Raw genomic sequence first — 12,265 nt, 5'->3', positions numbered from 1 at the left:
CGGTCGCCGAGCCGATGTCCGCCGACGGCCGCGGCCCGTGCGCAATCGAGGTGAGCGACATGACTGACGAAGAGTTCCTCCGGCTCCTGCGGGAGGCCAGGGACAAGCAACGTCGGACCCTCCTTCGTCCCGCGTCCGACGACGGTGACTCGCGCTACGAACAGGCGTCCAGACACGCGGAGTTCGGCGCACCGGCGCACTGACGGCCGACGCGGGGGCGGTCGCCCGCCGCCGAGCCGGCCAGCCGTTCGTCGAGGGCGGCGAGGACGAGCGGATGGATTCGGACGACTCGGTGAAGGTGCTGGAGGACGTCGCCCATGTGTTCGGCCTGCTGCCGGGCGATCAGCGGCAGGAGCTGATCGACGTGCTCAGGGAGATGGCCGAAGCGGAGTCCGGCCCCGCCCGACGGGAGTTCCTGGAAGGTTTCCCGGAAGGATTCGGTCTCGCCGGAGGACGCGTCCTGAGCGAGCCTTCTGGAGTGCTTCGGGGGTGGCACGGGCCGCGTCCTCCGGCGATGCGGCGCGTCCCGGCCCCCGGGCAGGCCGGTCCGCCTAACGTGGCGGGGCCGAGGACGGTCCTGAACGGGCCGGGCGAAGAGCCGGGCGCGACGTACGAGGAGTGACGACGGTCATGGGGATGCCGGACGACGAGCGGTGCGACGTGACGGTCGTCGGGGCCGGGGCCGCGGGGCTCGCGTGTGCCACCGACCTCACGGCGGCCGGGCTGAAGGTGCGTCTGCTGGAAGGCGACGACACCGTGGGCGGGCGGATGCGTACGGACCGGATCGCGGGCTTCACCCTCGATCGCGGGTTCCAGGTCTTCAACACCTCCTACCCCCAGGTGAAGCGCCGCCTCGATCTGCGGGCGCTGCGCCTGCGGCCCTTCACGCCCGGTGTCCTCGTCCACACCGAGGGCGGGCTGCTGCGGTTCACCGACCCCACCCGGCGTCCCCGTGAGAGTCGTGACCTGCTGCCCGGACGGCTGGCCTCGGGCCGCGACCTGCTCGCCCTCACCGCGATGACGGCGCGCGACGTCCTCGCCCCGGCCGGCCGGCTGCGGGCCCGGCCCGACGGCACGACGCTCACGGCCCTGGCCGACGCCGGGGTGTCACCCGAGCTGGTGGAGACGTTCTTCCGGCCCTTCCTGTCCGGGGTCTTCCTCGAGGACGACCTGGAGACCTCGGCCCGCTTCTTCCACTTCGTGTGGCGGAGCATGCTGCGCGGCACCCTGTGCCTGCCGGCCGACGGCATCGGCGCGGTCCCCGCCCAGCTCGCCTCCCGTCTGCCCACGGGCGTGCTGCGGACCGGCAGCCCCGTCGCCGCCCTGACATCGCAAGGCGTGGCGCTCGACGACGGCTCCGAGACCCGTTCCCCCCGGGTCGTCGTCGCGACCGGGCAGCGAGCCGCCGCCGGACTCCTCCCGGGGCTCGTCGTACCGCGCGGCCGGACCGTCACCACGCTGTACCACGCGGCGGCGCAGCCGCCCCTGGCCGAGCCCGTCCTCGTGATCGACTCACGACGCCGGTTCCTCAACAGCTGCGTCCTCACGGCCGTTCACCCCCACTACTCCCCCGACGGCCGGGCCCTGGTCTCGACCTCGGTCCTCGGGACTCCCGACGCGCAGGCGGTGGCCGCCGTGGCCGGCGCCCTCGGCGAGGTGTACGTCGCGGACACGGGTGCCTGGGAGCTCGTCCACCGGGTCACGGTGCACGACGCCCTGCCCGCGATGCCCGGGCCCCACCCCCTGTCACAGACCACACGCGTCACACCGGGCCGGTACGTGTGCGGTGATCATCGCGCCACGGGTTCCCTCCAGGGCGCCCTGGCCTCGGGCACTCGTGCCGCGCGTGAGGTCCTGGCCGACCTGCGGGCCGAAACGGCAGGCTGACGCGCAAGGGGGAGGGGTACCTCAGGGCCCGCTCCCCCGCTCGGTGTCGTCCCCCGGCGTCTCGCGGACGAGGAAGACCTCGTCCGCGAAGCACCACGCCCAGTCCTCGTCCTTTGCCAGGGAGAGGACGACGGGGTGTCCGGTCCGCTCGTGGTGCGCGTACGCGTGTCGGCCCCGCGAGCTGTCGCAGCACCCGACGTGCCCGCAGGTCGCGCACCAGCGCAGCCGTCGCCATCTCCCGCCGGAGGCCAGGCACTCGGCGCAGCCGTCGGCCGGTGCCTCCGGCGCGGCAGGCACCGTGGCGGCGTGCGCGCACCCGTCCGTCCGCTCCGGGCGCCCGCCGTCGCGGGCCGCGGTCCAGGACGGGCGGGGCACGCCGGGCCGCTGCGCCGGCCCTCCGTCGCCCTCGTCGTGTCGGTTCATCGTCCGTCGGTCCTCTCAGGCGGTGGAGAAGGTGACCAGGGCGAGGGGCCTGCTGGTGGGTCGGGGCGACCCTCCGGACGGCTCCAGGGTGATGCCCATGCCGGCCGCCTCGTCGACCGGTCCGTCGAGGAGGGTCACCGTGCTGGTGCGGTCGGGCGTGATCAGTCCGGCCGGGCGCATCGTGCCCCGGTCGTCGTACCAGAGTTGGTAGACCTTGCCGCTGGGCGGCTCCGCGAGACCGGCTGCGGTGAACACCGCGCGGTCGACGCTTCTCGACACCACCACCGTGCCCGTCGCACCCCGCGGGAGGCCGGTCGCGGTCAGCCGGGCGTCGGGGGCGGCCCACACCGCGGCCACCGTGTCCGCGGTCCGCTCGATGCGTGACGCCTCCTGCCGCGCGGTCACGGCCGCCTGATGCTGCACGAGCGCCGTACCGCCGAGCAGGACCGCCGAGGCGAGGGAGGCGGCCAGTGCCCACACCAGAGCCCGGCTCCTTCGCGCGGGCCGGGAGACGGACGAGGCGGGTGCGGACGAGGAAGACGGGGTGGGCAGGGAGGACGGGGCGGGTGCGGACCGGGAGGGCGGGGCGGGGGTGCCAGGCGTGACAGGTGTGGCAGGTGTGGCAGGTGTGCCGGGGCTGTCCGGTGCGTCGGGCGCCGGCCTGTCGGGCGCGGGCTGTGCGTCAGGGGCGGGCGGTGTGCCGGGCGCGGGCGGTGTGCCGGGCGTCAGGGGTGGCAGCTGGCCCGCCCGCTCGATCTCCCGCATCACCTCCGCCTCCAGCGAGGCCGGTACGGGTGCCGACGTGGCCGCCGCGAGCCTCGCCGCCGTCTCCCTGAAGCCGCGTACCTCCTGCGCGCAGGACGCGCACCCGGCGAGGTGGGCCTCGAACTCCGTACGTTCCGCATCGCTCAGCGCGTCCAGTGCGTACGCTCCGGACAGGTCGTGGAGCTCCTCCGGCCTCATGCCGTCACCCCCAGGCAGTCCCGCAGCCGTGTCAGGCCGTCCCGCATCCGGGACTTGACCGTGCCCAGCGGCCGGCCCAGCCGTTGTGCGACCTCCCGGTAGGTAAGCCCCTCGTAGTAGGCCAGGGTCACCGACTGCCGTTGCAGTGCGGTCAGGCCCTCCAGGCAGCGGCGTACCGCGTCCCTCTCGGCCCGCGCCTCGACCTCTTCGGCGACCTCGTCGTACTCGGTCCCCGGCTCCATGCGTGCCGCCCGTTCCTCGCGTGCCGACGCCGCCTCCTCCGCACGCACCCGGTCGACCGCCCGGCGGTGCGCCATGGTCAGGACCCAGGAGAGGACCGACCCGCGCCCGGGGTCGTACCGGGCCGCCGTACGCCACACCTCCACGAGAACCTCCTGCGCGACCTCCTCCGACATGGCGCGGTCCCTCAGGACCCGCCGGATCACGCCGAAGACCGGTTCAGCCAATGCTCTGAAAACCCTGGTGTACGCGTCACGGTCGCCGTGTGCCACCTTCTCCATCAGGCCGGGGAGGTCGACTTCGTAGCCCGGGGTCGTGTTCCCGCCGGCGTGCTCTGTCACAGGTGCGATTCTCCCGGACCGGGCCCGGACACCTCGTATTCGAAGCGGCAAGCCATCCGGTTCGGTGCGCGGTTCGCTCCGGGCGTGGAGTGACGTGGAGTACGGCCCCCACACATACTTACCGGCCGGTAAGGTGCGTGCTGTCTTCTCTCCTCTCCGCCGGTCCGCTCCCCGTCCGAAGGAATCCGATGTCCCGGTCCACACGCTCCGCCCTCCTGCTCGCCGGGCTGCTCGCCTCCGCGGGCGTCGCCCACTTCGTCTCCCCCAAGCAGTTCGACGCCACCGTGCCCACGTCCCTTCCCGGCAGCCCCCGGACCTGGACCAAGGCCAGCGGGGTCGCGGAGCTCGCCCTCGCCGCCGGTCTCGCCCTGCCGGCGACCCGCAAGGCGAGCGCCCGCGCCACAGCCCTGTTCTTCGCCGGAGTCTTCCCGGCCAACGTCAAGATGGCCTACGACTGGCGAACCCGCCCGCCGAAGCAGAAGGCCCTCGCCTACGGCCGGCTCCCCCTCCAGATCCCCCTGATCCTGTGGGCGCGCGGCGTCGGCCGCTCCGACACGTGACACCGCGGGAGTGAGGCCGGACCCCCTGCCCTCACTCCCCTGCCCTCGCTCCCCCGCCATTCGGACCGGCGACTGATCCGGATGCCGGGCAAGAGGACGCACCGGCGTTCCGGCGGCAGAGGCGGTAGCCATGCTCACCCTGGTCCTGATCGGCCTGCTCGGCGGCCTCATCACCGCGGTCTCACCGTGCATCCTGCCCGTCCTGCCGGTCGTCTTCCTCGCCGGCGGCGGGCACGGGTGCGAAGACCACCGCGCAGACGGCCGCGGCCGAACACGGACGGGACGGCGGGGTGCTCCTCGGCGCGCCCCGCAGACGGCCGGGCGGAAGACGGCCGGGTCCGTGTCCGACCGGTACAGCTCCCCGACCGCCTCGGCGAGCCGGTCGGGCCCGTCGGACCGGTCGGACCGGTCGGGCCTGCCCTGCTGGTCGGGCCGGTCGGTTCGGCCCGGCCGGTCGGTGCTCAGCGCGGACAGGGCGGTCCACGGGTCGGCGGCGCGCAGGGCGGCGCGGAGTCGTTCGTGGATGGTGTCGTGAACGCTCATGCCCTGGTCATCCCATCGCTTTCCTTCCTCGGCCGGCCGGGCTGCCCTTGATCATGAACCGCAGGACGGCACGGGGATGTTCGGGGGCGGCGGAGCGGATGAAGGCTGTCAGGAGGTGCGCGGGGTCACCAGGCCGGATTCGTAGGCAAGGATCACGAGCTGGGCCCGGTCTCGGACACGGAGTTTGGCCATGGCCCGGTTGACATGGGTCTTCGCGGTCAGCGGGCTGATCACCATGCGGCCCGCGATCTCGTCGTTGGACATGCCCTGGGCGACCAGAACGACGGCCTCGCGTTCGCGGCCGGTCAGCTCTTCCAGCCCCCCGCCGGTGCCGGTGGCGGTGGCGCCGGGGAGTGGCTGAGTGACGTACCGGTTGATCAGTTTGCGGGTGATCGAGGGTGCCAGGAGGGCGTCGCCGCGCGCGGCGACGCGTACGGCGTGCAGGAAGTCGTCGGGCACGATGTCCTTGACGAGGAATCCGGCGGCTCCCGCACGCAGCGCGTGGAAGACGTATTCGTCCAAGCCGTAGTTGGTCAGGATGACGACGTGCACCGCGGCCAGGGCCGGATCGGCGGCGATGCGCCGGGTCGCCTCGATGCCGTCCATGACCGGCATCTGGATGTCGATGAGCGCGACGTCGGGCAGGTGCTCCCCCGCCCGCGTGAGTCCCTCCTTGCCGTCGGCGGCCTCGGCCACCACCTCGATGTCGTCTTCGAGGTCGAGGAGCGCGCGGAATCCGCTGCGGATGAGCGGCTGGTCGTCGACCAGCAGGACACGGATCACGACGCCCCGTCCACGGGGAGTTCGGCCTCGACGGTGAAGCCGCCCCCGCCGCGGGGCTCCGCCCGCAGCCGGCCGCCGAGCGCGGTGACCCGCTCGCGCATGCCGAGCAGGCCTACGCCGGGCACCGGGGCGCTGCCCGGTGTCGCGTTGCCGTCGTCGTCGATACGTACCACGAGGGCGTCCGGGCGGCAGTCGATCCGGACCGAGGCCGTGCCGGCGTCGGCGTGACGGGCGACGTTGGTCAGCGACTCCTGGACGATCCGGTAGACGGTACGCCCCACCGCGGCCGGCACGTCGTGGCGTGGCCCCTCCATCGTCAGTGACGTCTGCAGACCGGCCCTGCCCGCACGTTCCACCAGCTCCGGGACGTGGTCGAGTCCGCGCGGCGGGGTCGTGTCGTCGTCGCGCAGTGCCTCCAGGGTCGCCCGCAGCTCCCGGCTCGCCTCACGGCCGGCCTCCTGGATCGCCAGCAGGGTCTGCGGTATCGGTTCGCCGCGCTTGCGGGCCACGTGGACGGCGACTTCGGCCTGGACCTTGATGACCGAGATCTGGTGCGTGAGCGAATCGTGCAACTCCCGTGCGATGTGCAGCCGTTCCTCGTCGGCACGGCGTCGCGCGGTCTCCTCCCGGGTGCGCTCGGCCTCGTCCGCCCGCCGTTCCGCCTGCCGCAGCGCCTCGCCCGCGGCGGCGGCCGCGACGAGCCAGGCCAGTTCCAGGGCGCCTCGGGCCTGCGCGAACGCCTCGCCCGTGTCGTGCGGGCCCGAGGCCAGGGCCGCCAGCGGGAGCACGGCCAACACGGCCACGCTCGCCACCGCCGTGGCGATGCGGTGTCCCGCCCGCACGGCCGCGTAGACCGCGAACAGGTAGGCGACGGCGGGGACGTCGAAACCGGCTGCCTGGTACCCCACCGCGCACACCGCGGTGACGGCCAGGACGGCGACCGGGGCGTGGCGGCGCGCGGCCAGCGCCAGCCCGCCGGCCGCCAGCAGCACGTACCCGAGCACGACGAGGCTCGTGCCGGACGGCTGCCCGGACCGCCCGGTGATCAGCAGCGCCGCCGCTACGCCGAGGGAGATGGCCCAGTCTCCGACACGGGCCCGGACACCGGACTCACCTGCACTCATGCGCGCACCCTAGCCGGGCGCCGCCACGGGGCGAGTCCCCCTCGTGGACGAACGGCCGGCTACCGCGGACGCGGTACCCGGCGCGTCTGCTGCGGCGTCCGCGGTAGCGGGATGCGGCAGCGGCGGCAGCGTGAAGTGTCTGCGTCCGCCGGACGACGGAGGGTGGCTCCGGCGGACATGCTCGGGCCGCACACCGTCGCAGGAAGAGAAGGAGCATCCCGATGTCTGTCCGTCGTCTGGTCACCGTTGCCGCGGTCGTCGTGTGGGGAGGCATCGGGCTTGCCGGACCGGCGGCCGCGCACGCCTCGGTCCGGCCGGTCGCCGCCGGTCTCTACGACTTCGGCCCCGGGCGGCTCGGGGCCACCACCGGTGCGGTGCTGGGGCTGGCCGGTGTGGTCGTCGCCGTGCTGGTCCTGGCCCGCCCCGCGGGCCGGCCCGGTGCTGCCGCCGGCCGGTCGCGCAAGGCTGTGGTGGCCATGGTGGCGGGGGTGACCGGCATGGGCCTCGGTGGGCTGGTCGCGGCCACCGCCGACGGTGGCCTGGGCACCGGGAACGGGCTGGGCGGGGCCTACGTGGCCATGCTGACGGGCCTGGCGGGTGTGGCCCTCGGCGGGCTGGCGCTGGCCCGCTCCCGGCGCACCGGGTGACCTCGGCGGATGCCGACGCGGGTGCGGGTGCGGGTGTGGGTGCGGGTGCGGGTGCCTGCCTCCAGGCCGGAGGACACGGCCCGGGCCCCGAGGGCGGTCAAGGTTCCGGCGGGTGGGTCAGGCGACGGCGCTGGGGGTTTCGGGGCGCAGGCCGGCCGAGAAGGTGGAGGAGGCGGCGGCGATGACTTCGTCGAGGACGTCGCGGGAGCGCACCAGGTCCGCGATCGTGCGGTTGATACGGTCGCGCTCCTCGCTCAGCTCCTCGACCAGCTTCGGTGTCGCGGCCTCGCTCGGCGCGCCGTCCGTGTCCCGCATGCAGGGCAGGAGCCGCGCGATCTTCTTGCTGGTGAGCCCCGCCGCGTACAGCGCCTGGATGCGGATGACACGGTCGACCGCCCATTCGCCGAACTCGCGCTGCCCTCCGGGCGTACGCTCGGACGCCAGGAGGCCCTGCGCCTCGTAGTAGCGCAGCGACCTGTCGCTCACCCCGCTGCGTCGGGCGAGTTCACCGATCCGCATGTCCCACCCCCGCTTGCCGGTCACGGCCTTGACCCTGACATCAGTGTCAACTTCTACCGTACGGGCATGACGAACGCACCGGCCGGATCCCGCCTCTTCGACTCCGCCCTCCTCGGCCCGCTGGAACTGCCCAACCGTCTGGTCATGGCGCCGATGACCCGTAACCGCGCCACGGCCGACGGCGTACCGCGGCCGCTCATGGCCACCTACTACGCCCAGCGGGCCTCCGCCGGCCTGATCATCGCCGAGGCCTCCACGCCGAACGCCGTGGGCCAGACCTACCCGAACATCACGGCGATCCACAACGACGCCCACGTGGCCGGGTGGCGGCAGGTCACCGACGCCGTGCACGCCGCCGGCGGCCGGATGTTCCTCCAGCTGCAGCACGGCGGCCGCGTCGGGCACCCCGACAACAGCGGGCTCACGCCCCTCGCCCCTTCCCCGATCCCGCTGCCCGAGCCGATCCACACGGCGAGCGGCCGTCAGACCGCGGTCGTTCCGCGTGAGATGACCGTCGGGGAGATCCGCTCCAGCGTCGCCGACTTCGCCGCCGCTGCCCGCAGGGCCGTCGACGCGGGCTTCGCCGGCGTCGAGGTGCACGCCGCCAACGGCTATCTGCTGCACCAGTTCCTCGCCAAGGGAACCAACCACCGCACCGACGCCTACGGCGGCCCGGTCGCCCACCGCATCCGCTTCGTCGTCGAGGTGGTCCGGGCCGTCGCCGAGGCGATCGGCGCCGACCGGGTGGGGGTGAGGATCGCCCCCGGCCTGACCGTCAACGGCATCGAGGAGGGCGACACCGAGGACATCTACCCCGCCCTCGTCGCCGCCCTGGACGACATCGGCCCCGCCTATCTGCACATCGTGTTCGCCGACCCTGAGCAGCCCCTCTTCCACGCCGTCCGCACGGCCTGGCCGCGCACCCTGATCGCCAACCCGGTACTCGGCTGGGGCGGGCCGCTGCCCGCCGACGGCGGCCGCCACGCCGCCGAACGTCTCCTCGCCGCCGGAGCCGATCTCATCTCCCTGGGCCGGCCCTTCCTGGCCAACCCCGACCTCGTGGAGCGCCTGCGGACCGGCGCACCCCTCAACCCCGTCCGCGAAGAGGGCCTGATGTACACGGGCGGCGAGAACGGCTACACCGACTACCCGGCGCTTCCGCCCGTCACGAGCGCCGTCTCCGGGACTCCCGCGCTCGCCGGCCGCCCGTAGTCGGGGCCGGAGTTCAGGAAGGCGCGGACGCCCCGGGAGACGGTGTCGTCGCCGAGGAGGTCGTTGTGGGCGAGGCAGCCTGCCGGGTTGTTGGCCGCGCCGGTCAGAGGGACGCTGCTGTCGGGGTTGATGACCTCGTCGCAGTTCGACCACCAGGTGGCGTAGCGCACGGTCCCGGGGGTCTCGTCGCCCGACGCGAGGCCTTTCTGGACGTAGGAGCCGGGGGTCATGTCGCGGCACGCCTGGTCCCACAGGGCGCAGGCCCACGCGGTGGCGGTGCCGTGGTTGGGGCCGGCGAGGGATGCCCAGTGGGCGACCGAGACCCGGCCCGCGGGGTCGTACTTCACGTACCAGCGGGTGACGAGGCTGCCGAAGGAGTGGGCGACGAGATCGACGCGGCTCGCACCGGTCCGGCGCTTCACCTCCTCGACGTACGCGGCGAGTTCGCCGGACAGGACCTCGTTCACGGACCGGTGGGTGTCGTAGCCGAAGGAGAACAGCTCGGCGTCCGTGTACCCGTCGGCCGTGAAGTCGTCCCGCAGGCCGCCCCATACGCCCGGGTCGGCGTTGTAGCCGTGGACGAAGACCACCGGGGTGCGGACGGCGGCGCTTCGCGCGGATCCCTGGGCGCCCGCCGGCGCGGCCGGCACGAGCAGGGACGCGACGGCGGCGAGCAGCGGAACGGCGGTTCTGGCGGCGGTCCCCGCAGCGGTCCTGCCCGTGATCCCGGCAGCGGTCCTGGCGGCGCGCTTCCACACACTTCCCCCTACGACGTGTTACGCACGAGTAGTCAGGGGCATGGTGGGGCATGGGGGCGTGGATGAACAGCCCCGGGCTCCCGGTTTGGCCCGCCCGGGCCCTGGTCGCGGGCCGCGCATGGCCGCCCTACCGCCGTGCCGGTAGGGCTATGAGGATTGATGGCGACATCGCGTGCCGGTCACCGGCCGGGTGAGGCATGGAGGTGTCAGGAGATGCCTTCGGAGGCATTCCTTGCCAGTCGAGTTGAACCACACGATCGTTCATGCCCGGGACAACCGGGAGTCCGCCGAGTTCTTCGCGGAGCTGCTGGATCTTGAGATCGCCGCGGAGTGGGGACCGTTCATCGCGGTCGAGCTGAGCAACGGCGTCACGCTGGACTTCGCCACGATCCCCGCGGAGAGGATCACCCCGCAGCACTACGCCTTCCTGGTTTCCGAGGCGGAGTTCGACGCCGCCTACGCGCGGATCACCCAGCGCGGCATCGAGCGCTACGCCGACCCGCACCGGCAGCACCCCGGCGCCATCAACCACCACGACGGCGGACGCGGCGTGTACTTCATGGACCCGGTCGGCCACGCCATGGAACTCATCACCGTGCCGTACGGCGGCCGGCCTTCGTAACCGCGCGCCGAGGGCCGCACCCCGCGTCGGGGTGCGGCCCTCGGCCGTTGTCCTTCGGGTGAAGGGGTCGCGGTCGGCGCCCTCGGGTCACTGTCGCCGGCCTCCGCGGTCAGAGGCTGCGGGCGGTGATGTCGCCGTAGGCGGTGGTGGCGTGGATGGCGAGGGCGGCGTCGGCGCCGTCGTCGTTCTTCAGGCTGTTGCGGATACGGCCGTAGGTGGTGCCGGCGTCGAGGGAGGCGGAGACTCCGCGGGCGGCGCCGACGGAGATCTCGCCGTGCTCGGTGCGCAGTTCGACGGTGCCGCGGACGGCTTCGGCGATGTGGAGGTCGCCCTTGGCGGTGGTGATCCGGGCGGGGCCGTTCAGACGGCCGATCCGGATGTCGCCGTCGAGGGCGGTGAGCTGGGCGCCGGCGGTCTCGTCGAGCTCGACGGCGCCCTGGGCGACGTCGTAGGTGATGTCGCCCAGGCGTCCGACGCCGCGGAGGCCGGCGGCGGCGGCCTTGGCCCGGACGTGGGAGCCCGCGGGCAGCTGGACGGTGATCTCGACGGAGCCGGAGGAGCCCAGGAGCTGGTTGTCGGCGGCCGGGGCCTCGATGCGCAGGGTGCCGTCGGTGTAGGTGACGGTGATCCTCTCGGCCGCCTTGACGTCGCGGCTCTTGGCGGCGTTCGCGGGCAGGACCTCGACGGTGGTGTCGGTGCGGTCGGCGGCGACGAGGCGGATCCGGCCGGCGGGGATGTCGAGGACGGTGGTGATGGCGGCGGGGGTGTCGTACTTCTGCATGACGTGTTCCTTCGTTTCGTTCGCTGCGTTCTTTCTGATGAAGGAAAAGCTACGTTGCGTTCGCAGAGTTGGCAACAACTTCACCGTACGAGAAGAACGTAAGTGCAGGTCAGTGCCGCAAAGTTGTTGCAACAACCCTGCCGGGTAACGCAACGTCAGACGCTCGTACGTTGCAATGGATTGTGAATGAACGCTGTGGGTGGCGGCCTGGCCGGGCGGATCGGCCCGGCTCCGGTCACATCTTCGTGCGCCGCTCCGTCAGTGCTGTGAAGACGCCGACCAGGCCGCCACGAAGGAGCACCCGCCATGACGAACCCCTCCGCCTCCCCCGCCTCCTCCGTCTCCCGGATGCCCGACCCCTCCGAGTTCGTGCCCGAGCTGAAGGACATCAGCGCCGCGCTGTTCCGGGCCACCGGTAACCGCTCGGTCCCGCGCACCACGACGAGCCTCGTGCACCTGCGCGCCGGGCAGATCGTCGGCAACACCTACCTGACCGTCCTGAACACCGGTTTCCTGCGCAAGGCCGGGGAGTCCGAGGAGCGCATCACGGCCGTCTCCTCCTGGCAGGACGCCCCGTACTTCACCGGCGCCGAGCGTGCCGCCCTCGCCCTGGTGGAGGCCACACTCCAGCCCGCCCCGCACGGCAGGGAGCGTGTCACCGACGAGCTGTACGCCGAGGTGGCCGAGCACTACGACGAGAAGGCGCTGGCCACCCTCACCATCGCGATCGGCCAGATCAACTTCTTCATCGCCCTTGCCGTCATCGGCAAGCCCCAGCCCGTCGACTCCCTCGCCGACCAGCAGTGGGACTGACCCGCTGCGGGCAGGAGGCTCCTTCTCCACCCCGCCGGCGAGACACGGG

The 12,265-nt window shown here is 73.1% G+C and carries 15 protein-coding genes; 6 read left to right on the top strand and 9 right to left on the bottom strand.

The window, feature by feature from the left end; translation table 11 throughout:
- Positions 1–154 precede the first annotated feature (154 nt).
- The gene (locus ACH4MY_RS34385; protein ID WP_398008201.1) at positions 155–496 is read right to left on the bottom strand and encodes a hypothetical protein; all 342 of its coding nucleotides are present in this window, start codon (positions 494–496) and stop codon (positions 155–157) included.
- Positions 497–636: 140 nt separating this feature from the next.
- Here ACH4MY_RS34385 and ACH4MY_RS34380 point away from each other — a divergent pair, with 140 nt between their 5' ends.
- Positions 637–1,887 carry an NAD(P)/FAD-dependent oxidoreductase gene (locus ACH4MY_RS34380; protein ID WP_398008344.1) on the top strand — a complete coding sequence of 417 codons (1,251 nt, stop codon included), beginning with the start codon at positions 637–639 and terminating at the stop codon, positions 1,885–1,887.
- Between the two features lie 21 nt (positions 1,888–1,908).
- Here ACH4MY_RS34380 and ACH4MY_RS34375 read toward each other — a convergent pair whose 3' ends face one another.
- The 3 genes from ACH4MY_RS34375 to sigK all read right to left on the bottom strand — a co-directional run bounded on the left by ACH4MY_RS34375 (position 1,909) and on the right by sigK (position 3,854).
- Positions 1,909–2,262, bottom strand: a complete 354-nt coding sequence (locus tag ACH4MY_RS34375; RefSeq protein ID WP_398008343.1) for a UBP-type zinc finger domain-containing protein — start codon at positions 2,260–2,262, stop codon at positions 1,909–1,911.
- A gap of 63 nt (positions 2,263–2,325) precedes the next feature.
- Positions 2,326–3,273 carry an anti-sigma factor domain-containing protein gene (locus ACH4MY_RS34370; RefSeq protein ID WP_398008199.1) on the bottom strand — a complete coding sequence of 316 codons (948 nt, stop codon included), beginning with the start codon at positions 3,271–3,273 and terminating at the stop codon, positions 2,326–2,328.
- Positions 3,270–3,854: an ECF RNA polymerase sigma factor SigK gene (sigK, locus tag ACH4MY_RS34365; RefSeq protein WP_398008198.1), complete on the bottom strand. Its 585-nt coding sequence runs from the start codon at positions 3,852–3,854 to the stop codon at positions 3,270–3,272. The genes ACH4MY_RS34370 and sigK overlap by 4 nt, the downstream gene beginning before the upstream one ends.
- Positions 3,855–4,042: 188 nt before the next feature.
- Here sigK and ACH4MY_RS34360 point away from each other — a divergent pair, with 188 nt between their 5' ends.
- Positions 4,043–4,414 (top strand): DoxX family protein, encoded by a 372-nt coding sequence (locus tag ACH4MY_RS34360; RefSeq protein WP_398008196.1) that lies wholly within the window; start codon positions 4,043–4,045, stop codon positions 4,412–4,414.
- 651 nt (positions 4,415–5,065) lie between these two features.
- On the opposite strand, the gene ACH4MY_RS34355 is transcribed toward ACH4MY_RS34360, so the two are convergent.
- Positions 5,066–5,740 carry a response regulator gene (locus ACH4MY_RS34355; RefSeq protein WP_398008195.1) on the bottom strand — a complete coding sequence of 225 codons (675 nt, stop codon included), beginning with the start codon at positions 5,738–5,740 and terminating at the stop codon, positions 5,066–5,068.
- Positions 5,737–6,864 (bottom strand): sensor histidine kinase, encoded by a 1,128-nt coding sequence (locus ACH4MY_RS34350; protein WP_398008193.1) that lies wholly within the window; start codon positions 6,862–6,864, stop codon positions 5,737–5,739. Before ACH4MY_RS34350 ends, ACH4MY_RS34355 begins: the two co-directional genes overlap by 4 nt.
- Positions 6,865–7,085: 221 nt before the next feature.
- Here ACH4MY_RS34350 and ACH4MY_RS34345 point away from each other — a divergent pair, with 221 nt between their 5' ends.
- On the top strand, positions 7,086–7,511 hold the full coding sequence (locus ACH4MY_RS34345) for a DUF6223 family protein (RefSeq protein ID WP_398008192.1): 426 nt from the start codon (positions 7,086–7,088) through the stop codon (positions 7,509–7,511).
- A 117-nt stretch (positions 7,512–7,628) separates the two neighbouring features.
- Here the strand turns inward: ACH4MY_RS34345 and ACH4MY_RS34340 are convergent, their stop codons facing one another.
- Positions 7,629–8,030 carry a MerR family transcriptional regulator gene (locus tag ACH4MY_RS34340; RefSeq protein ID WP_398008341.1) on the bottom strand — a complete coding sequence of 134 codons (402 nt, stop codon included), beginning with the start codon at positions 8,028–8,030 and terminating at the stop codon, positions 7,629–7,631.
- A 66-nt stretch (positions 8,031–8,096) separates the two neighbouring features.
- On the opposite strand from ACH4MY_RS34340, the gene ACH4MY_RS34335 reads away from it, so the two are divergent.
- Positions 8,097–9,242: an alkene reductase gene (locus ACH4MY_RS34335; RefSeq protein ID WP_398008190.1), complete on the top strand. Its 1,146-nt coding sequence runs from the start codon at positions 8,097–8,099 to the stop codon at positions 9,240–9,242.
- Here the strand turns inward: ACH4MY_RS34335 and ACH4MY_RS34330 are convergent.
- Positions 9,176–10,000 (bottom strand): esterase/lipase family protein, encoded by an 825-nt coding sequence (locus ACH4MY_RS34330; protein WP_398008188.1) that lies wholly within the window; start codon positions 9,998–10,000, stop codon positions 9,176–9,178. The two genes, ACH4MY_RS34335 and ACH4MY_RS34330, sit on opposite strands and share 67 nt — an antisense overlap.
- 232 nt (positions 10,001–10,232) lie before the next feature.
- On the opposite strand from ACH4MY_RS34330, the gene ACH4MY_RS34325 reads away from it, so the two are divergent.
- The gene (locus ACH4MY_RS34325) at positions 10,233–10,622 is read left to right on the top strand and encodes a VOC family protein (RefSeq protein ID WP_398008186.1); all 390 of its coding nucleotides are present in this window, start codon (positions 10,233–10,235) and stop codon (positions 10,620–10,622) included.
- Between the two features lie 109 nt (positions 10,623–10,731).
- Here ACH4MY_RS34325 and ACH4MY_RS34320 read toward each other — a convergent pair whose 3' ends face one another.
- Entirely contained in the window at positions 10,732–11,403 is a 672-nt protein-coding gene (locus ACH4MY_RS34320; RefSeq protein ID WP_398008184.1) for a DUF4097 family beta strand repeat-containing protein, read from the bottom strand.
- 306 nt (positions 11,404–11,709) lie between these two features.
- Here ACH4MY_RS34320 and ACH4MY_RS34315 point away from each other — a divergent pair, with 306 nt between their 5' ends.
- On the top strand, positions 11,710–12,216 hold the full coding sequence (locus ACH4MY_RS34315; protein ID WP_398008183.1) for a carboxymuconolactone decarboxylase family protein: 507 nt from the start codon (positions 11,710–11,712) through the stop codon (positions 12,214–12,216).
- The last annotated feature ends 49 nt before the right edge of the window (positions 12,217–12,265 follow it).

The organism is Streptomyces sp. NPDC017246 (assembly GCF_044331325.1).
Taxonomy (GTDB): domain Bacteria; phylum Actinomycetota; class Actinomycetes; order Streptomycetales; family Streptomycetaceae; genus Streptomyces.
Note: the sequence above shows the minus strand (reverse complement) of the source record. Positions and strands in the feature narration are given on the sequence as shown.

Bases quoted from the DNA above. Each gene is read 5' to 3' on its own strand.
- ACH4MY_RS34380 (WP_398008344.1), top strand. From the start codon at position 637: ATGCCGGACGACGAGCGGTGCGACGTGACGGTCGTCGGGGCCGGGGCC.
- ACH4MY_RS34370 (WP_398008199.1), bottom strand. From the start codon at position 3,273: ATGAGGCCGGAGGAGCTCCACGACCTGTCCGGAGCGTACGCACTGGAC.
- ACH4MY_RS34360 (WP_398008196.1), top strand. From the start codon at position 4,043: ATGTCCCGGTCCACACGCTCCGCCCTCCTGCTCGCCGGGCTGCTCGCC.
- ACH4MY_RS34350 (WP_398008193.1), bottom strand. From the start codon at position 6,864: ATGAGTGCAGGTGAGTCCGGTGTCCGGGCCCGTGTCGGAGACTGGGCC.
- ACH4MY_RS34345 (WP_398008192.1), top strand. From the start codon at position 7,086: ATGTCTGTCCGTCGTCTGGTCACCGTTGCCGCGGTCGTCGTGTGGGGA.
- ACH4MY_RS34340 (WP_398008341.1), bottom strand. From the start codon at position 8,030: ATGCGGATCGGTGAACTCGCCCGACGCAGCGGGGTGAGCGACAGGTCG.
- ACH4MY_RS34335 (WP_398008190.1), top strand. From the start codon at position 8,097: ATGACGAACGCACCGGCCGGATCCCGCCTCTTCGACTCCGCCCTCCTC.
- ACH4MY_RS34320 (WP_398008184.1), bottom strand. From the start codon at position 11,403: ATGCAGAAGTACGACACCCCCGCCGCCATCACCACCGTCCTCGACATC.
- ACH4MY_RS34315 (WP_398008183.1), top strand. From the start codon at position 11,710: ATGACGAACCCCTCCGCCTCCCCCGCCTCCTCCGTCTCCCGGATGCCC.